Source organism: Streptomyces glomeratus, from assembly GCF_021462825.1.
GTDB classification, from domain to species: Bacteria; Actinomycetota; Actinomycetes; order Streptomycetales; family Streptomycetaceae; genus Streptomyces; species Streptomyces glomeratus.
The window spans coordinates 266,145-284,393 of the sequence record NZ_JAKEEB010000004.1; the positions used below are offsets into that span (position 1 = coordinate 266,145).

General features: G+C 72.2%; 19 protein-coding genes. 5 read left to right on the forward strand and 14 right to left on the reverse strand.

Annotation, left to right across the window (positions count from 1 at the left end):
- Positions 1-215: 215 nt before the first annotated feature.
- Positions 216-1,061: a polysaccharide deacetylase family protein gene (locus tag LZ604_RS06915; protein WP_372482096.1), complete on the reverse strand. Its 846-nt coding sequence runs from the start codon at positions 1,059-1,061 to the stop codon at positions 216-218.
- Positions 1,062-1,261: 200 nt separating this feature from the next.
- Between LZ604_RS06915 and LZ604_RS06920 the strand changes: the two genes are divergently transcribed.
- Positions 1,262-2,434: a THUMP-like domain-containing protein gene (locus tag LZ604_RS06920; RefSeq protein WP_234513401.1), complete on the forward strand. Its 1,173-nt coding sequence runs from the start codon at positions 1,262-1,264 to the stop codon at positions 2,432-2,434.
- Between the two features lie 48 nt (positions 2,435-2,482).
- Here the strand turns inward: LZ604_RS06920 and LZ604_RS06925 are convergent, their stop codons facing one another.
- Genes LZ604_RS06925 through tsaB form a run of 4 tightly spaced genes read right to left on the reverse strand, consistent with a single transcriptional unit; the run spans position 2,483 to position 5,007 of the window.
- Complete coding sequence (locus LZ604_RS06925) at positions 2,483-2,740, reverse strand: hypothetical protein (RefSeq protein WP_234513402.1); 258 nt, start codon at positions 2,738-2,740, stop codon at positions 2,483-2,485.
- Positions 2,737-3,834 (reverse strand): tRNA (adenosine(37)-N6)-threonylcarbamoyltransferase complex transferase subunit TsaD, encoded by a 1,098-nt coding sequence (tsaD, locus tag LZ604_RS06930; protein ID WP_234513403.1) that lies wholly within the window; start codon positions 3,832-3,834, stop codon positions 2,737-2,739. The genes LZ604_RS06925 and tsaD overlap by 4 nt, the downstream gene beginning before the upstream one ends.
- Entirely contained in the window at positions 3,827-4,357 is a 531-nt protein-coding gene (gene rimI, locus LZ604_RS06935) for a ribosomal protein S18-alanine N-acetyltransferase (protein WP_234513404.1), read from the reverse strand. Before rimI ends, tsaD begins: the two co-directional genes overlap by 8 nt.
- Positions 4,354-5,007 carry a tRNA (adenosine(37)-N6)-threonylcarbamoyltransferase complex dimerization subunit type 1 TsaB gene (tsaB, locus tag LZ604_RS06940; protein ID WP_234513405.1) on the reverse strand — a complete coding sequence of 218 codons (654 nt, stop codon included), beginning with the start codon at positions 5,005-5,007 and terminating at the stop codon, positions 4,354-4,356. Before tsaB ends, rimI begins: the two co-directional genes overlap by 4 nt.
- A gap of 197 nt (positions 5,008-5,204) precedes the next feature.
- Here tsaB and LZ604_RS06945 point away from each other — a divergent pair, with 197 nt between their 5' ends.
- Positions 5,205-5,756, forward strand: coding sequence for a hypothetical protein (locus LZ604_RS06945; protein WP_234513406.1), 552 nt, complete (start codon positions 5,205-5,207; stop codon positions 5,754-5,756).
- 56 nt (positions 5,757-5,812) lie between these two features.
- On the opposite strand, the gene LZ604_RS06950 is transcribed toward LZ604_RS06945, so the two are convergent.
- From LZ604_RS06950 to LZ604_RS06980, 7 genes are all read right to left on the reverse strand, one after another.
- A complete protein-coding gene (locus LZ604_RS06950) occupies positions 5,813-5,995 on the reverse strand; it encodes a hypothetical protein (protein WP_234513407.1) in 183 nt (60 codons plus the stop codon).
- A 195-nt stretch (positions 5,996-6,190) separates the two neighbouring features.
- Positions 6,191-6,727, reverse strand: a complete 537-nt coding sequence (gene tsaE, locus LZ604_RS06955) for a tRNA (adenosine(37)-N6)-threonylcarbamoyltransferase complex ATPase subunit type 1 TsaE (protein WP_234513409.1) — start codon at positions 6,725-6,727, stop codon at positions 6,191-6,193.
- Positions 6,690-7,925 carry an alpha/beta fold hydrolase gene (locus LZ604_RS06960; RefSeq protein WP_234513410.1) on the reverse strand — a complete coding sequence of 412 codons (1,236 nt, stop codon included), beginning with the start codon at positions 7,923-7,925 and terminating at the stop codon, positions 6,690-6,692. Before LZ604_RS06960 ends, tsaE begins: the two co-directional genes overlap by 38 nt.
- Positions 7,926-7,993: 68 nt before the next feature.
- Positions 7,994-9,157 carry an alanine racemase gene (alr, locus tag LZ604_RS06965; protein ID WP_234513411.1) on the reverse strand — a complete coding sequence of 388 codons (1,164 nt, stop codon included), beginning with the start codon at positions 9,155-9,157 and terminating at the stop codon, positions 7,994-7,996.
- A 478-nt stretch (positions 9,158-9,635) separates the two neighbouring features.
- Positions 9,636-11,069 carry an NAD(P)H-hydrate dehydratase gene (locus tag LZ604_RS06970; protein ID WP_234513412.1) on the reverse strand — a complete coding sequence of 478 codons (1,434 nt, stop codon included), beginning with the start codon at positions 11,067-11,069 and terminating at the stop codon, positions 9,636-9,638.
- A gap of 43 nt (positions 11,070-11,112) precedes the next feature.
- Positions 11,113-11,484 (reverse strand): holo-ACP synthase, encoded by a 372-nt coding sequence (locus tag LZ604_RS06975; RefSeq protein WP_234513413.1) that lies wholly within the window; start codon positions 11,482-11,484, stop codon positions 11,113-11,115.
- Between the two features lie 376 nt (positions 11,485-11,860).
- Positions 11,861-12,277, reverse strand: a complete 417-nt coding sequence (locus tag LZ604_RS06980) for an ATP-binding protein (RefSeq protein WP_234513414.1) — start codon at positions 12,275-12,277, stop codon at positions 11,861-11,863.
- Positions 12,278-12,471: 194 nt separating this feature from the next.
- Between LZ604_RS06980 and LZ604_RS06985 the strand changes: the two genes are divergently transcribed.
- Positions 12,472-13,323, forward strand: coding sequence for a helix-turn-helix domain-containing protein (locus LZ604_RS06985; RefSeq protein WP_234513415.1), 852 nt, complete (start codon positions 12,472-12,474; stop codon positions 13,321-13,323).
- 6 nt (positions 13,324-13,329) lie between these two features.
- Positions 13,330-13,554 (forward strand): DUF397 domain-containing protein, encoded by a 225-nt coding sequence (locus LZ604_RS06990; RefSeq protein WP_234513416.1) that lies wholly within the window; start codon positions 13,330-13,332, stop codon positions 13,552-13,554.
- Here the strand turns inward: LZ604_RS06990 and glmS are convergent.
- On the reverse strand, positions 13,515-15,362 hold the full coding sequence (gene glmS, locus LZ604_RS06995; protein WP_234513417.1) for a glutamine--fructose-6-phosphate transaminase (isomerizing): 1,848 nt from the start codon (positions 15,360-15,362) through the stop codon (positions 13,515-13,517). The two genes, LZ604_RS06990 and glmS, sit on opposite strands and share 40 nt — an antisense overlap.
- Positions 15,363-15,732: 370 nt before the next feature.
- On the opposite strand from glmS, the gene coaA reads away from it, so the two are divergent.
- Positions 15,733-16,701, forward strand: a complete 969-nt coding sequence (gene coaA / locus LZ604_RS07000) for a type I pantothenate kinase (protein ID WP_234513419.1) — start codon at positions 15,733-15,735, stop codon at positions 16,699-16,701.
- A gap of 97 nt (positions 16,702-16,798) precedes the next feature.
- On the opposite strand, the gene glmM is transcribed toward coaA, so the two are convergent.
- Entirely contained in the window at positions 16,799-18,157 is a 1,359-nt protein-coding gene (glmM, locus tag LZ604_RS07005; RefSeq protein WP_234513421.1) for a phosphoglucosamine mutase, read from the reverse strand.
- Positions 18,158-18,249 lie beyond the last annotated feature (92 nt).

Here is an 18,249-nt window from a genome sequence, read left to right on the forward strand (position 1 = left end):
GATCCGACCTCCCCCTTCGGAGATCTCACGGGGTTAACTGTCTGAGGTGGCGACCAGGTCGATCCGTCGTCGCGGGTGCCGGACCTGCCCGTCGCTTCGTTGGCACTCTCCGGTGGCGAGTGCCAGAGCCGAGACTATGACCGCGATTAGCACTCGGTCAAGCGGAGTGCCAATGGGCTGTGGCGCGCCGCGCGCGCGGGGTGCCCGGCACCGGCCTACAGATAGTCCTCCAGACGTCCCACCGTGAAACCCCTTGACTGGATACGGCGCAGAAGCCGGGTTGTCTCCGCGGTCAGGGACGCAAGGGGGCGGCCCGCTTCCCGGGGCAGGACGATGTCCCCCGAGCGGGGTGCCGCCTCCCTGCCGTGACGGCCCGCTCCCGGGCTCGGCGCCGGGCGCCACAGGATCAGTGCCGTGACGCCGCAGTCCGCCGCGGCCCGCAGCGTCGTACGGTCGTACCTGCCGTACGGCGGCCGCAGCAGCCGGGGCTGCACGCCCAGGCGCGCCTTCAGCCGGTCGCGCTGACCGCAGATCTCGGCACGCTGCTCGCCGTACGGGCGGCCGCGCAGCGCGGTGCGGTCCAGGGTGTGGTTCTGGATGACGGCGCCGGCGGCCCGCAGCCGTGCGGCGCGCGCGTCGCCCGGCCGCAGGGCGCGGTCGGTGAGGAACACGCTGACCGGCAGCCGCAGTTCACGGATCATGTCGACGAACCGGGGGTCGTTCTCGGCGCCCTCGTCGTAGGTCAGGAAGACGACCTTGTCGTGGGTGGGGACGCGGTCGAGCACGACCGGCAGGCGCTCCTGTGCCCCGCCGAGAGGGCGAGGCGGCCGGGGTGCGGGCGCGAGCGGGGCGGCGAGGCCCCAGCGCCGATAGGCCCGCTCATGGGCAGCGTGTGTGCGGTGGACCCGCTGCGCCGCCTTCCTGCCCAGGCGTTCGATGGGGTCCACGGACGGGGCGCAGCCGGACAGCAGCACGACGGCGCCCACTCCGGCGGCCAGCACCCGCAGGGGACGCCGTCCCCTCAGCCGCCCTCTCAGCCGCCCCCTCGGCCGCCCCCTCACAGGTGGTCCTCCGGGCGCGCCGTCCAGCGCCTGGCGGCGTCGATGCAGCCGGACGCGAGGGCGGGGAGACTGTTCGCACGCTTTTGGTCATTTTGTCGTACGAGCCGCATGGTGTCGGATCCTTGCAGTCGCCGAGGGCCCCGGCGGGCCGACACCGCGGCCGGGCGCACGCCGTCCACCGACTGGCCGACAATGGCCCCGTGAACGACCTCTGCCTCGACTCCCTGCTCAGCCCCGAGGGCCGCGCCCTCCTCGACGAGGTGCGCGGCACCGCCCCGGCCGAGGAACTGGCCCTCGCCACCCGGCTGCGCCGCGAGCACCCCGCCGAACTGGTCTCGGCGGCCCTCACCCAGGCGCGGCTGCGCGAGCGGGCGGCGGCGAAGTTCGGGGACGAGGACGCGCGGCGGATGTTCTTCACCGCGAACGGCGTCGAGCAGTCGACGAGGACCACGGTCGCCGCCCACCGGGCGGCACGGCTGCGGGCGCTAGGCGTCACCTCCGTCGCCGATCTGTGCTGCGGCATCGGTGGCGACGCGATCGCGTTCGCCCGGGCCGGCATCCGGGTGCTGGCCGTGGACCGCGACCCCCTGACCGCGGAGGTGGCACGGGCGAACGCCGAAGCGCTCCGCCTTTCCGCGCTGATCGAGGTGCGCGAGGCCGATGTCACCCGGGTGGACGTCTCGTCGTACGACGCCGTCTTCGTGGATCCGGCACGGCGCGGCGGGCGCGGCCGCGTCTTCGACCCGGAGGCGTACTCACCCCCGCTGTCCTGGGCGGTGGCCACGGCCCGCGCGGCGCCGCGCGCCGCGCTCAAGGTCGCGCCCGGCATCCCGCACGAGGCGGTGCCGGCCGAGGCGGAGGCCGAGTGGATCTCGGACCGCGGGGACGTGAAAGAGGCGGTGCTGTGGTTCGGCACCGAGCCCGGCCTCGTCCGGGCCACGCTGCTGCCCGGACCCCGCGAACTGCGCGGCCGCGGGCTGCCCGACCCTCCGGTACGTCCGCTCGGCCGCTACCTGTACGAACCCGACGGCGCCGCGATCCGCGCCCATCTGGTGGCGGAGGTGGCCGAGGAGGTGGACGGCGGGCTGATCGACGGGACGATCGCCTATGTGACCTCGGACGCGCACCACGACTCCCCCTACGCCACCGCCTACGAGATCACCGACCGACTCCCCTTCAATGTGAAGAAACTCAAGGCCCTGCTGCGTGAGCGGGAGGTCGGGGTCCTGACGGTGAAGAAGCGCGGCTCGGCGGTCGAGCCGGAGGAACTGCGCCGCAAGGTCCTGCCCAAGCCGCACGGCTCCCACGCGGTGACCGTGTTCCTGACCCGGGTCGCCGGAGCACCGACGATGCTGCTGGGCCACCCGGCCTGAGCGGCGTGGGCGCCGGCACCGGCGGCCGTCGGGACCGGGCCGTACGGTTCAGCCGCCGTCCACCGATTCGAACCGCCAGCGGTGCACCGCCCTCGTCACCAGGCCCTCGTCGGGCTCGGGGAGTTCGGGAAGGCCGGCGCCGAGGTCCGCGTCCCACCAGGTGATGACGAGGACACGGTCCTGGGGCGCCCGGAAGGTCTCGCGCCGCAGCGGCGGAGGCGTCAGCTCCTGGGTGCGCGCCCAGGCCAGCAGGTCCTCGCCCCGCCCGGCGACCGCCCGGGCCTCCCACATCAGCGCGACCGTCACGAGTACAGGTTCTCCTCGCCGATCTCGTGGACATGGTCGTGGCCGTGCCCCTGGCCGGGCACATGCGGGTCCGTCACCGGCAGCGACGAGTCCGCCGACAGGTCCCAGTCCGAGGCGGCCCGCCCGCGGGCGACCATCTCCGCGCCCAGCGCCGCGACCATCGCACCGTTGTCGGTGCACAGCTTGGGACGGGGCACCCGGAGCCGGATCCCGGCCGCCTCGCAGCGCTCCTGGGCCAGGGCGCGCAGACGGGAGTTGGCCGCCACACCGCCGCCGATCATCAGATGGCCGACGCCCTCGTCCTTGCAGGCCCGCACCGCCTTGCGGGTCAGCACATCCACCACCGCCTCCTGGAAGGAGGCCGCCACATCGCGCACCGGCACCTCCTCGCCCGCCGCCCGCCTGGCCTCGATCCAGCGGGCCACGGCCGTCTTCAAGCCGGAGAAGGAGAAGTCGTAGGCGGGATCGCGCGGGCCGGTGAGTCCGCGCGGGAACGCGATGGCCTCCGGGTCGCCCTCCCTGGCGTACCGGTCGATGACCGGGCCGCCGGGGAAGCCGAGGTCCAGCACACGGGCGATCTTGTCGAAGGCCTCGCCCGCCGCGTCGTCGATGGTCGCGCCCATGGGCCGGACGTCTGAGGTGATGTCGGTGGAGAGCAGCAGCGAGGAGTGCCCACCGCTGACCAGCAGCGCCATCGTCGGCTCCGGCAGCGCGCCGTGTTCCAGCTGGTCCACACAGATGTGGGAGGCGAGGTGGTTCACCCCGTACAGCGGCTTGCCCAGGGCGTACGCGTACGCCTTCGCCGCCGAGACGCCGACCAGCAGCGCGCCGGCGAGGCCGGGGCCGGCCGTGACGGCGATGCCGTCCAGGTCCTTCGCGCTCACCCCCGCCTCCTTCAGCGCCCGGTCGATGGTCGGCACCATCGCCTCCAGGTGTGCGCGGGAGGCGACCTCCGGGACCACGCCGCCGAAGCGCGCGTGCTCGTCGACGCTGGAGGCGACGGCGTCGGCGAGCAGGGTGGTACCGCGGACGATGCCGACGCCGGTCTCGTCGCAGGAGGTCTCGATCCCCAGGACCAGGGGTTCGTCAGCCATTGTTCTCGGTTCCTCGTACTGATGGGGAGCCCGCGGCGAAGCCGCCGTCGGGCGCTGTGGTCAGGCGCATCACCAGGGCGTCCACGTTCCCCGGCTGGTAGTAGCCGCGTCGGAAGCCGATGGGCTCGAAGCCGTAGCGCTCGTAGAGCTTCTGTGCGCGCACGTTGTCGACCCGGCACTCGAGCATCACCTGGGCGCACTCGAACGCCGTGGCGGCGCGCAGCAGTTCGGTGAGCAGCCGGCCGCCGAGTCCCGAGCCCCACAGGCCGCGGGCCACGGCGATGGTCTGAATGTCCGCCAGGTCGCCCTGGGCGGCCAGCCCCGCATAGCCGACCACCCGCTCGCCGTCGACGGCCACGACATACCGCCGCGTCGCCTCGGGCCCCCGGGAGTGCGCGAGCTCGGACCAGAACATGCCCCGCGACCAGGCGTCCTCGGGGAAGAGCTCCTTCTCCAGCTCGAGGACGGGGTCGATGTCCCACCAGCGCATCTCGCGCAGCACGGGGGTCACGGGCGCGGTCACTTGGGGGTGACCACCTTGTAGTTCTTGGGCACCTGCGCGTCCGGGCGGCGCAGGTACAGCGGGCGGGGCGGAGCCAGTTCCTCGCCCGCCGCCAGTTTCTCGGCGGCCAGGGACGCGAGCGCGGCCGCCGAGACGTGCTCGGGCTCGTGGGCCTGCGGGAACGTGTCCGGGTACAGCAGTGCGCCGGCGCCGACGGCGGGCAGGCCCGCGACCTGCTCCGCGATCTCGGCGGGCCGGTCCACGGCGGGCCCGGTCACCCGGGTGCGGGCGTCGTCGTACCGCGCCCAGTAGACCTCCTTGCGGCGTGCGTCCGTGGCCACGACGAAGGGCACCTCCAGGTCGGAGGCATAGGCGAGGCCGTCGAGGGTGCACACGCCGTGCACGGGCACGCCGAGCGCGAGACCGAAGGTGTCGGCGGTCATGAGCCCGACCCGCAGCCCCGTGTACGGGCCGGGGCCCACGCCCACGACGATGCCCGTGACGGCGTCGAGCCGGGTGTCCGCCTCGGCGAGGACCCGGTCGACGGCGGGCAGCAGCAGTTCCCCGTGCCGGCGCGCGTCGACCTGGCTCGACGAGGCGACGACGGACGTGCCGTCGTGCAGGGCGACGGTGACGGCGGGGGTGGCGGTATCCAGAGCGAGCAAGAGCACGCAAACAGCGTACGGCGCCCACGCCCGACGCACGGCCGGGCCGGTCCGGCGCGCGCCTGCTGCTACCGTCACAGCGAAGGCGTACGACGGATTCGGTGAACGAATCGGTAAGTTGTGCGACACGTATACGAGGCGTGTACGAGACGTATCCGGGCGACGCACTGCTTCCGCGTGCGGGGGTCGAGAGGTGGGCACAGGTGGCTAGGAGCAGCTCGGGATTCGTGGCCGGGCTCACCGTGGCGGCCGTCGCCACGGTCGGTTTCCTCGCCTACCAGGCGTCGGCGCACGTGCCCGACACCCTGGGCAAGCCGCAGGTGAAGAACTCCCCGAGGACCACGCCGAAGACGGACCGGACCAAGAAGAACCCGGCGGCGCTGCCCGGCGGCTCCGGTTCCGGTGAGCGGGTCGTGTACGCGCTCGGCGACGACCGGGTGTGGCTGGTCGGCAGGGACAACAAGGTGCAGCGCACGTTCACGGTCATGCCGGGGACGGTGGACCCGCTGCCGGGCACCTACGAGGTGACCTCCCGGACCGCCGCCGGGACCGGTTCGGACGGTACGCCGATCGAGCACATCGTGCGATTCGCGACGAACCGCGGCGTGGTGATCGGCTTCAGCGCGGCGATGGACGGTTCGACGGCGAAGCCCGACGCCTCGAAGAAGCTGGGCGGGATCCGTGCGTCCCGTGCGGACGGCACCGCGATGTGGGAGTTCGCGACGACCAGCGAGAAGGTCGTCGTCGTCCGGTAGGTAACGTCCGGTAGGTGTAAGCACCCCGGCCGGCGCTGCGCCCGGGAGAACCCGCCCTACGCGGCCCTGCGGCGCTCGCCGGCCGCCGGTGTCGCCGGGGGTGCCTGTGGTGCGGGGTCGCCCGGCGGCGTCGAGACGGCCTTCGCCGCGGCGCACGACGCCAGCAGGTCCCGCATCGACACGCCGGCCGCCCCGGCCACCACGCGCGGCGGCGCCTCTTTGCGTTCTGAAGCCGGCATGGACGCCTCCTGGACTCGCGGGGGCGACGTGGTTAGGTAGACCTAACCACGGACTGGTATCCATGTGACCACGCCCGGCACCTGGGGCGCAACACTTTGCCGACGACTTGTCGGCATGTTCGACCGAACATACGAGCGCCCCGCACCCCGCGGTGTTCGCCCGGGATGCGGGGCGAAGCCCCGGTGGCGGCGCCCTCAGGCCGACAGCACGGCGAGGTCCACCGCCGCCCAGCGGTGTCCCAGGCCCCTCAGGGTCACGTGGCGCACCTCGTCCGTCGTGTCCCCGACCGCACGGTGGATGATCACGTGCAGCCGGTCGTCCGCCAGCTCCTCGACCTTGCCCTCGCCCCACTCCACGACGACCACGGAGTCCGGCAGCGAGACGTCGAGGTCGAGGTCCTCCATCTCGTCGAGCCCGCCGCTCAGGCGGTACGCGTCCGCGTGGACCAGCGGCGGGCCGCCCCCGAGGGACGGGTGCACCCGGGCGATCACGAAGGTCGGCGAGGTGACCGCGCCACGCACCCCGAGCCCCTCGCCGAGGCCGCGGGTCAGCGTGGTCTTGCCCGCCCCCAGCTCGCCGTTCAGCATCACGAGGTCGCCGGCGCGCAGCAGCTTGGCCAGACGGCGCCCCAGCTCCTGCATCTGTTCGGGGGAGGTGACGGTGAACTCGGCGGTGACGCCCGGCAGCGGGGTCTCAGCCGGGCTGTGCGGTGCTGGTGCTGGTGCTTCCATAGCCCCCCACGGTAGCCCCTGCCGGAACCGCTCCCGAGCGCATCAGAAGGTCGGCGAGGCGATCGGTGACGACCTCGGGGTGCTCCAGCATCACCAGGTGCCCGGCGTCCGGCACCAGCACGAGTTCGGCGTCGGGCAGCAGACCGGCGATCGCCTCGCTGTGCTCGCTCGGCGTCACCAGGTCCCGGACACCGGCCAGCACCAGCACGGGTAGGCCGGCGAAACGGGCCAGCGCCTTGGTCTTGTCGTGGTCGGCGAACGCCGGATAGAACTCGGCGACCACGTCGATGGGCGTGGCCTCGATCATGCGCTCGGCGAACCGGGCGACGGCCGGGTCGACGTCCCGGGAGGCGAACGAGTACCGCTTGATGATCCCCGCGAACAGGTCGGCGGTGGCCCTGCGCCCCTTCTCCACCAGCTCGGCCTGCTGACCCAGCGCCTTCAGCACGCCGGGCAGGACGCGCCGTATCGCGTTGACGCCCGCGACGGGCAGCCCGAAGTTGACCTCGCCGAGCCGTCCGGACGAGGTGCCGACCAGGGCCACGCCGACGACCCGGTCGCGGATCAGCTCGGGGTACTGGTCGGCGAGGGCCATCACCGTCATACCGCCCATGGAGTGACCGACGAGCACGATCGGCCCCTCGGGCGCGGCCGCGTCCACCACGGCCTTCAGATCCCGCCCGAGCTGGTCGATGGAGACGGGTGTGCCCTGTGCCTGGGCCGCTCCGCGCCCGGAGCGGCCGTGGCTGCGCTGGTCCCAGTGCACGGTCCGCACCACGCCGCGCAACGCGGCCCGCTGGAAGTGCCAGGAGTCCTGGCTCAGGCAGTAACCATGGCTGAAAACGACGGTGACCGGGACCGGGGCCTTGCGTCCGAAGAGCCGGCGGCGGCGCGGTGCGGGGCCGCCCTCCGGCTCCACTTCGTCGACCTCGTAGTACAGCTCCGTGCCGTCGTCGGCGTACGCCTTGCCGGGGGCGCCGCGGAGCGAGCCGTAGGGGCCGGCCGAGTCGAGGGCGAGCCGGGCCTTGCGGCGCATACCGCGGCCGACCGTCATCCGCTCGAGGGCGACACCGGCCGCGGCGCCCGCCGCGACGACGCCTATCGCGGCGCCTGCGAGGCCGGCGATGCGCCAGCTCCCGGTTGTGGTGGAGGTGGCGCCCGCGACGGCCTCCAAGGCCTCCGCGCTCGTCTCGCTCACGTCCCCCTCCTCATCGCCGGATGCTCCCCTCGTCCTGCCCCACGCCTGCCCAGGTTCACCCGTATGGGTTACCCATCTCGTTCCGCCTTCACATTTACGTAGACGCGGGGCACGCGGGTTCCGATCCGGGTCACGATTTCGTAAGCGATGGTTCCGGCCGCCTGCGCCCAGTCCTCGGCCGTGGGCTCGCCGAGGTCGCCGGAACCGAAGAGGACGGCCTCCGTGCCGGGCGCCGGCTCGTCGCCGCCCAGGTCCACCACGAACTGGTCCATGGCGATCCGGCCCGCGGCCTTACGCAGCTTGCCGTCGACCAGGACCGGTCCGGTGCCGGAGGCGTGGCGCGGGATGCCGTCCGCGTAGCCGACGGGGACCAGGCCGAGGGTGGTGCTGCCGGAGGTGGTGTACAGGTGGCCGTAGCTGACGCCGTGACCGCCGGGGACCTGCTTCACCAGGGCAAGCGCGGCCTTCAGGCTCATCACCGGGCGCAGTCCGAGGTCGGCGGGGGTGCCCAGCTCGGGGCTGGGCGAGAGGCCGTACACCGCGATCCCCGTCCGGACGAGGTCGAAGTGGGCCTCGGGCAGGGTAAGCGTGGCGGGCGAGTTGGCGATGTGCCGCACCTCCGGCCGTACGCCCTGCTCCTCGGCGTACGCCACCATCTCCCGGAAACAGCCCAGTTGGGCCTGGATGGAGGGGTGTCCGGGCTCGTCCGCGCAGGCGAAGTGCGACCACAGGCCCACGACGGTGACCAGGCCCTCGGCCTCGGCGCGCAGGGCCTCGGCGACGAGTTCCGGCCAGTCCGAGGGCTGGCAGCCGTTGCGCCCGAGGCCCGTGTCGGCCTTGAGATGGACACGGGCGGGCGCGCCCGCGGCGGCCGCCGCCTCGCGCACCTCCTCCAGAGCCCACAGTCCGCTCACGGAGACGTCCACATCGGCCTCGATCGCCTCACGCCAGGGGCCGCCGGGGGTCCAGAGCCAGCACAGGACGCGCCCGGACAAGCCGGCCGCGCGCAGGGCGAGGGCCTCTTCGGGGGTGGCCGTGCCGAGCCACTCGGCGCCGGCCTCCAGAGCCGCGCGGGCGCACGGCACCGCCCCGTGGCCGTACGCGTCCGACTTCACGACGGCCATCAGGGCCGCGCCGGGCGCGAGGGCACGCAGGGCACGTACGTTCGCCCGCAGCGCAGCCAGATCGATCTCGGCGCGGGCACGCAGGGGTGCTGTCTCAGAACTCGTCATCGCGCCCCCAGTGTCTCAGAGGCCTCCGACGACGTTCCGGCACCGGTCCGCTCGTGGGCGGCGACGCGGACGCACGGCCCGCGGCCGGGCGTCCGACGCGCGGGCACTCGGGCCTGCGGCGCACGCCCCGGACTGCGGTGGCCTGCCGACGGGTGCCCGTGAGCCTCGGACCGACGCACCGCAGGGTGGCATGTGCGGGGCTTGCGGTCGCGCCGGTACGGGGGGCGGGGGGCGTACGACTCGGCGTCGCCCTCGACGGGGGCCGCGGGTTGTGGCGCACGTCACACGTTCCCCTCCAGGCGGGCACCCGGCGGCCCGAGGCGGGGCCCGGAGCCGCCCACGGATCACGCGACGCGCCTGCGGTCGCCGTCCGGGCGGTGCCGCCCGGACGGGGTCTCCCGGGCAGGCTCTCCCAGGCGGTACGGATGGACCCCCCGTTGGGTATCGGGCCGTTCCCGGCCGCGCCCCGCCCGCGCGTTCAGCCCCGGACGTCCCGCCAGGCCTCCGGGATCGTGTCCGCCACGTCGTGGGCACCGGCGGGGGCGCCGTCCGCCGCGTAACGGCCCGCGAGGCCGTGCAGATAGGCCCCCACGCTGCCCGCGTCCCGTGCGGAGAGGCCGGCCGCGAGCAGTGAACCGGTCAATCCGGACAGCACGTCTCCGCTGCCTGCGGTCGCGAGCCACGGCGTGCCCGTGGAGTTCACCCGCACCGGCCCGCCACCGGGGTCCGCCACCAGCGTGGTGGAGCCCTTGAGCAGGACGGTCGCCCGGTACAGCGCCGCCAGTTCCCGCACCGCCGAGAGCCGGGCGCCCTCCACCTCCTCGCGTGACACGCCGAGCAGGGCGGCAGCCTCACCGGCGTGTGGGGTCATCAGCGTCGGCGCCCCGCGGCCGCGTACGGCCTCACGGTCGGCCAGCCGCAGCCCGTCCGCGTCGAGGAGCACCGGCACGTCCGCCTCCAGGACCTCCGCAACCGTCGCGGCGTCGTCCCCGGCACCGGGGCCGACCACCCACGCCTGCACCCGTCCGGCTTTCGCGGGCCCCCGGTCGGACACCAGGGTCTCCGGGAAGCGGCTGATCACCGCGTTCCCGGCGGGCCCCACATACCGCACGGCCCCCGCCCCTCCCCGCAGCGCCCCCGCCACGGCGAGCACGGCCGCCCCGGGGTAGCGCGCGGATCCGGCGGCGATGCCGACCACTCCGCGCCGGTACTTGTCGCTCATCGCCTGCGGCAGCGGAAGCCGCGCCGCCACGTCCGCGTGCTGCAGCGCCTCGAGTTCCGTCTCCTCCGGCAGGTCGAGCCCGATGTCGACCAGGCGTACCGAACCGGCGTACTCCCGCCCCGGATCGATCAGCAGGGCCGGCTTGTGGGTGCCGAAGGTCACGGTCAGGTCCGCGCGTACGGCCGCCCCCCGTACCTCCCCGCTGTCCGCCTCGACCCCGCTCGGCAGATCGACGGCGACGACGGCCGCGCGTGACTGTTCGGCGAGCGCGGCGAGCGCGGCGGCGTCCGGCCGCAGCCCGCCCTTGCCGCCGATGCCGACGATGCCGTCGACGACGAGGTCGGCCCGCCCGATCAGCTCCTCGGCGGCCTTCGAGGGCTCCGCGACCGAGCCGCCCGCCCTCCGCAGGGCGGCGAGCCCTCCGTGATGGGCGCGTTCGGGCGACAGCAGTACGGCCGTGACGCCCGCCCCGCGCCGGGCGAGGCGCGCCCCGGCATACAGGGCGTCACCACCGTTGTCCCCGCTGCCGACCAGCAGCACCACTCGGCTGCCGTACACCCGCCCGAGCAAGTCCGCACAGGCCGCGGCCAGTCCGGCGGCGGCGCGCTGCATCAGCGCACCCTCCGGTAGCCGTGCCATGAGGGAACGCTCGGCGGCCCTCACCGTCTCCACGCTGTACGCAGTACGCATACCGTCGAGTCTCCCCCACCGCCCTCACACCATGACGGAGGCTCTACCCCTCGGCCACGACCACCGCCGACGCCACACCGGCGTCATGACTGAGTGACACATGCCAGTTCTGTACGCCGAGTTCGGCTGCGCGGGCCGCCACCGTACCCGTCACACGCAGCCGGGGCTGCCCGCTGTCCTCGACGTATACCTCGGCGTCGGTCCAGTGCAGCCCGCCCGGCGCGCCGAGGGCCTTGGCCACCGCCTCCTTGGCCGCGAACCGCGCGGCCAGCGAGGCGATACCGCGCCGTTCGCCGCTGGGCAGCAGCAGCTCCTGCGGCAGGAAAACACGTTGGGCCAGCCCCGGCGTCCGCTCCAGCGACGCCCGGAAACGGTCGATCTCGGCCACGTCGATCCCGACTCCGATGATGCTCATCCGGGCACTCTACGATCCGACCGGCGACCGTGCGCCCGCTCCCCGGTGACCAGATCGGCCTGGTGCGTCGCGGTGACGGCCCGATCGAGGAAGCGGGTGCCCGTGTCTCCTCGGGGACGGGGATCCCGTGCTTCTCCAGGACGCGCAGGATCAGCGATGCGCGGTCTTCGGCCCTGCCTTCGGCTTTACCTTCGGCCTTGCCTTCGAGGTAGGCGGTTTCGCGGACGTTCCCCGGCCGGGGAAGTAGCTGACGAACGACATGATTTCCTTCAGTTTCTGTCCGGCTGGGGTGTTACCCAGGCTGGTTTCCAGGAAGTCGAAGAAGTAGTCGGCGGCCTTGGGCCGCTCCTGGAAGATGCGAGCGGTGCAAAAGCGATCAGGCCGCCGCGGCCAGTTCGCACCAGACGACCTTGCCCCGGCTGCCGCCCCTCGTCAGCGGCTGCCAGCCCCACAGATCGGCGCAGGCCCGCACCAGTGCCAGCCCCCGCCCCTCCTCCAGCTGGGCCACCTGCTCCGGTGGCAGGGGTGGCTCCGGAGGCCCGGGGTCGGCGTCCCACGCCCCGATCCGTAACACCCCCGCGGACCAGCGCACGCGCAGTGCTGCCGGACCCTTGGTATGCCGCACGGCGTTGGAGACCAGCTCCGTCGCGAGGAGTTCGGCGGTGTCCACCAGGCGGATCAGGCCGTGCGCGGTGAGGATCAGGCGGAGGGTGCGGCGACTGATGGTGACGGCGCGTGGGTCGTTCGGGATGTACAGGCAGTACTCCCAGGATTCGTTCGCGTTTTCGGGCATGCGTCAGCTCCGTTTGGTCGGTGGTGGGGTTGCGGGGCGGGCGGTGGCATTGCCGCAGCCGTCGTGGCGCGACGGAGCGGTGCGCTTCCGATTGGTCACTGACGGTAGGCCATAAATTTCAGTCCGTGCAAGCCGGTCGCGTAGCCTGACCCTCGAACGAGTCGTCCTGCCCAAGAGGTTGAAAGAAGGTCGCCGTGCCAGCTCGACGGCACCCCACAGCACGTCAGGTACGCCTGGGAACCGAACTTCGGAGGCTGCGTGAGGCCGCGGGCCTCAAGGCAACCGAGGCCGCGAGCCGACTTGGCGCGAGTTCCGTTCAGATGAGCCAGATCGAATCCGGCATCTCGGGAGTGAGCGAGCAGCGACTGCGTCAACTCGCGTCCCACTACGCCTGCACGGACGACGCATTCATCGATGCCCTGGTGGCGATGGCAACCGACCGGACGCGTGGCTGGTGGGAGGAGTATCGAAGGCTGCTTCCCGCACCGTTCCTCGACCTCGCCGAGTTGGAGCACCATGCCACGTCCCTACGTGAGGTGGCGCTGCCGTACATCCCCGGCCTGCTTCAGACGGAGGACTACGCACGCGCGGTCTACTCCTTCAGGGTCCCCGAACTTCCCCCTGCAGACGTCGAGTTGCGTGTCCAGCATCGGATGCAGCGCAAGGTGATCCTCGAAGAACCCGCGCCGGTCCCGTACGAAGCGGTGGTCCACGAGACAGCCCTGCGGATCAGGGTCAGCGGCCGCGCCGCTTCACGGGTCCAGCTCTCCCGGCTCCTGGAACTCTCCGAAGCAGAGCACATCGTCCTGCGCGTCATCCCGTTCGACCTGGACGGCTTCGCAGGAGCCACAAGCACCATGAAGTACGCGGGCGGCGCCGTGCCCAAGCTCGACACGGTGGTCCGAGACGCACCCCATGGCACCGCGTTCATCGACTCGGAGGCACAACTAGGCGCTTTTCGAACACTCTTCCATAGAGTGGAGGCTGTATCGCTCGAACCCGATCAGTCCCGTGACTTCATCCACAGGCTGGCGAAGGAGCTGTGACGCGCAATGACCACCCCCGGCAACTGGCGGAAGTCGTCCTACTCGGGCCCCGGCGACGGCAACGACTGTGTGGAGATCGCCGACTCGCCCACCCGTATATCCATACGCGACTCAAAGACCCCGGCCGAGGGAACCCTCTCCTTCCCGGCCGGAGCCTTCACCACCTTCATCGAAGGCCTGAAGAGCGAGGCCTACTCCACCGTCACCGACTTCGCCAGGTTCCGCGGCTGATCCACCTCGTTCCCCCGGGCGGTCGCCAGCTCACAGGCGAAGACCTGGAGCGGCACCGTCGCGACCAGCGGCTGGAGCAGGGTCGGCGTCGCCGGGATGCGGATCAGATGGTCGGCGTACGGGGCCACCGCCTCGTCACCCTCCTCCGCGATCACGATCGTGCGCGCGCCCCTCGCCCGGATCTCCTGGATGTTCGACACGATCTTGTCGTGCAGGACCGAGCGGCCACGCGGTGACGGCACCACGACCACGACCGGCAGGTCCTTTTCGATCAGAGCGATCGGCCCGTGCTTCAGTTCGCCCGCCGCGAAGCCCTCGGCATGCATGTACGCCAGTTCCTTGAGCTTGAGGGCGCCTTCGAGGGCCACCGGATAGCCCACATGCCGGCCCAGGAACAGCACGGTGTTCTTCGTGGCGAGCGAGCGCGCCAGCTCCCGTACCGGCTCCATGGTCTTCAGGACCCGTTCGACCTCCTGGGAGATCTTCGACAGGTCGCGGATCACGGCCCGGATCTCGTCGCCCCACTTGGTGCCGCGCACCTGGCCCAGGTAGAGGGCCACCAGGTAGCAGGCGACGAGCTGGGTCAGGAACGCCTTCGTGGACGCCACCGCGACTTCCGGGCCCGCGTGCGTGTACAGCACCGCGTCCGACTCGCGTGGAATCGTCGAGCCGTTGGTGTTGCAGATCGCGAGCACCTTGGAGCCCTGCTCGCGGGCGTGCCGGAGCGCCATCAGCGTGTCCATCGTCTCGCCGGACTGGGAGATGGCGATGACCAGTGTGCGTGGGTCGAGGATCGGGTCCCGGTAGCGGAACTCGCTGGCCAGCTCCACCTCGCACGGGATCCTCGTCCAGTGCTCGATGGCGTACTTGGCGATCAGCCCGGCGTGGAACGCGGTCCCGCAGGCCACGATCACGACCTTGTCGACCTCGCGCAGCTCGGCGGTGGAGATCCGCACCTCGTCGAGCGTCAGCGAGCCGGCCGCGTCGATCCGGCCGAGCAGGGTGTCGGCGACCGCCTTGGGCTGCTCGGCGATCTCCTTGAGCATGAAGTAGTCGTAGCCGCCCTTCTCGGCGGCCGAGGCGTCCCAGTCGACGTGGTACGAGCGGACGTCTGCGGGCCGGCCGTCGAAGCCGGTGACCGTCACTCCGTCCCGGCGCAGCTCCACCACCTGGTCCTGGCCCAGCTCGATCGCGGAGCGGGTGTGGGCGATGAAGGCGGCCACGTCCGAGGCGAGGAAGGCCTCACCCTCGCCGACGCCCACCACGAGCGGGGAGTTGCGCCGCGCCCCCACGACCACATCCGGATCGTCGGCGTGCACCGCGACGAGCGTGAACGCGCCCTCCAGCCGCCGGCACACCAGTCGCATCGCCTCCGCGAGGTCCGCGGTGGCGGAGAACTCCTCGGCGAGCAGATGCGCGACGACCTCCGTGTCCGTCTCGGAGTCGAGGGCGTGGCCCCGTTCCTCCAGCTCGGCCCGCAGCACCGCGAAGTTCTCGATGATGCCGTTGTGGACGACGGCGACACGTCCGGCGTTGTCGAGGTGCGGGTGCGCGTTGGCGTCGGTGGGTCCGCCGTGGGTGGCCCAGCGGGTGTGCCCGATGCCCGTGGTGCCGCTCGGCAACGGCCGTTCGACCAGCGCCTTCTCCAGATTCACCAGCTTCCCGGCCCTCTTGGCGGCCGCCAGGCTGCCGTCCGAGAGCACGGCGACGCCCGCCGAGTCGTAGCCCCGGTACTCCAGCCTCTTCAGTCCCGCCACGACCACATCGAGCGCCGACTGCGGCCCCACGTATCCCACGATTCCGCACATGTGCCGCAGCCTACGGTCCGGGCGGCGCCCCGACCTCCCGAATCCTGCCCGAAATCGGAATTTCCCACTGGCGTACGAACGCCAAGTCGGCCCGTGACCGCACCGACGGGAGCCAGGGCAGGGACTGCCGAGCCGTCGCCGTCACGCACGGGTGGGCCGGAACAAGCCGCCGGACGGCGAAGTGGCCGTGCTGGGGCTGCGACCGACTGCACTGGGAGCGCGACGACCACGAGACGCCCCCGCACCCGGTCGACGGCGAGTTTGCGTTCGGTCCGCTGCGCGCCGCCATACGCTCCCGGCGTGACGCACCCCACCCCGCCGCTCGTTCAAACTCCGTTAACAATGGACTGTGATCTCTCCGGTCTCCTCGATGCCCCGGAGCGCCCACCGGCCCAGGCCGGAGGCGACTCCCTACGTCGACCTCACCCGTGCCGAGTGGAGTGCGCTGCGTGACAAGACGCCGCTGCCCTTGACCGCCGAGGAGGTCGAGAAGCTGCGCGGTCTGGGTGACGTCATCGACCTCGACGAGGTGCGGGACATCTACCTGCCGCTGTCCCGGCTCCTCAACCTCTACGTCGGCGCCACGGACGGCCTGCGCGGCGCCCTGAACACCTTCCTCGGTGAGCAGGGCTCCCAGTCCGGGACGCCCTTCGTGATAGGTGTGGCGGGCTCGGTGGCGGTCGGCAAGTCGACCGTGGCCCGCCTTCTCCAGGCCCTGCTGTCCCGCTGGCCCGAGCATCCGCGGGTGGAGCTGGTCACCACCGACGGCTTCCTGCTGCCGACCAAGGAGCTCCAGGCCCGCGGGCTGATGTCCCGGAAGGGCTTCCCCGAGTCGTACGACCGCCGCGCGCTCACCCGTTTCGTCGCCGACATCAAGGCCGGCAAGGACGAGGTGACCGCGCCGGTCTACTCCCACCTGATCTACGACATCGTCCCCGGCCGCAAGCTCACCGTGCGCCGCCCGGACATCCTGATCGTCGAAGGCCTCAATGTGCTGCAGCCGGCCCTGCCCGGGAAGGACGGCCGCACCCGGGTCGGCCTCGCGGACTACTTCGACTTCAGCGTGTACGTGGACGCCCGCACCGAGGACATCGAACGCTGGTACCTCAACCGGTTCAAGAAGCTCCGTCAGACGGCGTTCCAGAACCCGTCCTCGTACTTCCGCAAGTACACCCAGGTCTCGGAGGACGAGGCCCTCGACTACGCCCGCACCATGTGGCGCACCATCAACAAGCCCAATCTGGTGGAGAACATCGCCCCCACCCGGGGCCGCGCCGCCCTGGTGCTGCGCAAGGGCCCGGACCACACGGTGCAGCGGCTGAGCCTGCGCAAGCTGTGAGCCCCGGTGCGCCGGCGCCCGGACGGCGCGCTCACCCCGCCGGGCCGGAGGCGGTTCCGGGCCGGCGGGGGGGCCGTATCATCCGGGCCGGACGGTACTAGCCGAGCGCCGACTTCACCGCGTCCGCCAGACGGCCGGCGACCGACCGGGCCTGGTCGATGTCGGCGGCCTCGACCATGACCCGCACGAGCGGCTCCGTGCCCGACGGACGCAGCAGCACCCGTCCGGTGGACCCCAGTTCCCGCTCGGCCTCGGTCACGGCGGCGGCCAGCTCGGCGGACGTGCCGACGCGGGACCTGTCGACGTCCGGGACGTTCACGAGGACCTGCGGCAGCCGCTCCATCACGGACGCGAGTTCCTTGAGCGTACGGCCGGTCTGCGCGACCCGGGCGCCCAGCATCAGGCCGGTCAGCGTGCCGTCGCCGGTGGTGGCGTGGTCGAGGATGATGACGTGGCCGGACTGCTCGCCGCCCAGGGCGTAGCCCTTGTTCTTCATCTCCTCCAGCACATACCGGTCGCCGACCGCGGTCTGCACGAGCTGGATGCCTTCGCGCTCCATGGCCAGCTTGAAGCCCAGATTCGACATGACCGTCGCGACAACGGTGTCGGAGCGCAGTGCGGAACGCTCCCGCATCGCCAGCGCGAGCACGGCCAGGATCTGGTCGCCGTCCACCTCCTCACCGGTGTGGTCCACGGCGAGACAGCGGTCGGCGTCCCCGTCGTGCGCGATGCCGAGGTCGGCGCCGTGCTCGACGACGGCGGCCTTCAGCTTCGCCAGGTGGGTGGAGCCGCAGCCGTCGTTGATGTTGAGTCCGTCGGGCTCCGCGCCGATCGTGACGATCTCGGCACCCGCCCGGCTGAACGCCTCGGGCGAGACCCGGGCGGCGGCGCCGTGCGCCTCGTCCAGGACGATCTTGAGCCCGTCGAGCCGGTTCGGCAGGACCCCGATGAGGTGGGCGACGTACTGGTCGAAGCCCTCGTCATACGCCCTCACCCGGCCGACTCCGGCACCGGTGGGACGGTCCCAGGGCGCGCCGGTCCTGTGCTCCTCGTAGACGGCCTCGATCTTGTCCTCCAGCTCGTCGGCGAGCTTGTGGCCGCCGCGGGCGAAGAACTTGATGCCGTTGTCGGGCATGGCGTTGTGGCTGGCCGAGAGCATCACCCCGAGGTCGGCCCCGAGCGCACCGGTCAGATACGCGACGGCCGGGGTGGGCAGCACGCCGACGCGCAGCACGTCCACGCCCGCGCTGGCGAGACCGGCGACCACGGCGGCCTCCAGAAACTCCCCGGACGCCCGCGGATCGCGTCCGACGACCGCCGTCGGCCGGTGGCCCTCGAACGTGCCCGCCTCGGCCAGTACGTGCGCCGCCGCCACGGACAGGCCGAGTGCCATCTCGGCCGTGAGATCCGCGTTGGCGACACCGCGCACGCCGTCGGTGCCGAAGAGTCGTCCCACTGTGCTGTCCTCCGAACTTGCTGCAAATATCCGGCTCATGCCGAGTGTCCAGACCGGCGCGGGATACGTACATCCCCCGGACCCGTCTTGAG

Coding starts and splice junctions, on each gene's coding strand:
- tsaD (WP_234513403.1), bottom strand. CDS start 3,834: ATGGCTGACGAACCCCTGGTCCTGGGGATCGAGACCTCCTGCGACGAG.
- LZ604_RS06950 (WP_234513407.1), bottom strand. CDS start 5,995: ATGCCGGCTTCAGAACGCAAAGAGGCGCCGCCGCGCGTGGTGGCCGGG.
- tsaE (WP_234513409.1), bottom strand. CDS start 6,727: ATGGAAGCACCAGCACCAGCACCGCACAGCCCGGCTGAGACCCCGCTG.
- alr (WP_234513411.1), bottom strand. CDS start 9,157: ATGACGAGTTCTGAGACAGCACCCCTGCGTGCCCGCGCCGAGATCGAT.
- LZ604_RS06970 (WP_234513412.1), bottom strand. CDS start 11,069: ATGCGTACTGCGTACAGCGTGGAGACGGTGAGGGCCGCCGAGCGTTCC.
- LZ604_RS06975 (WP_234513413.1), bottom strand. CDS start 11,484: ATGAGCATCATCGGAGTCGGGATCGACGTGGCCGAGATCGACCGTTTC.
- LZ604_RS06980 (WP_234513414.1), bottom strand. CDS start 12,277: ATGCCCGAAAACGCGAACGAATCCTGGGAGTACTGCCTGTACATCCCG.
- LZ604_RS06990 (WP_234513416.1), top strand. CDS start 13,330: ATGACCACCCCCGGCAACTGGCGGAAGTCGTCCTACTCGGGCCCCGGC.
- glmS (WP_234513417.1), bottom strand. CDS start 15,362: ATGTGCGGAATCGTGGGATACGTGGGGCCGCAGTCGGCGCTCGATGTG.
- coaA (WP_234513419.1), top strand. CDS start 15,733: ATGCCCCGGAGCGCCCACCGGCCCAGGCCGGAGGCGACTCCCTACGTC.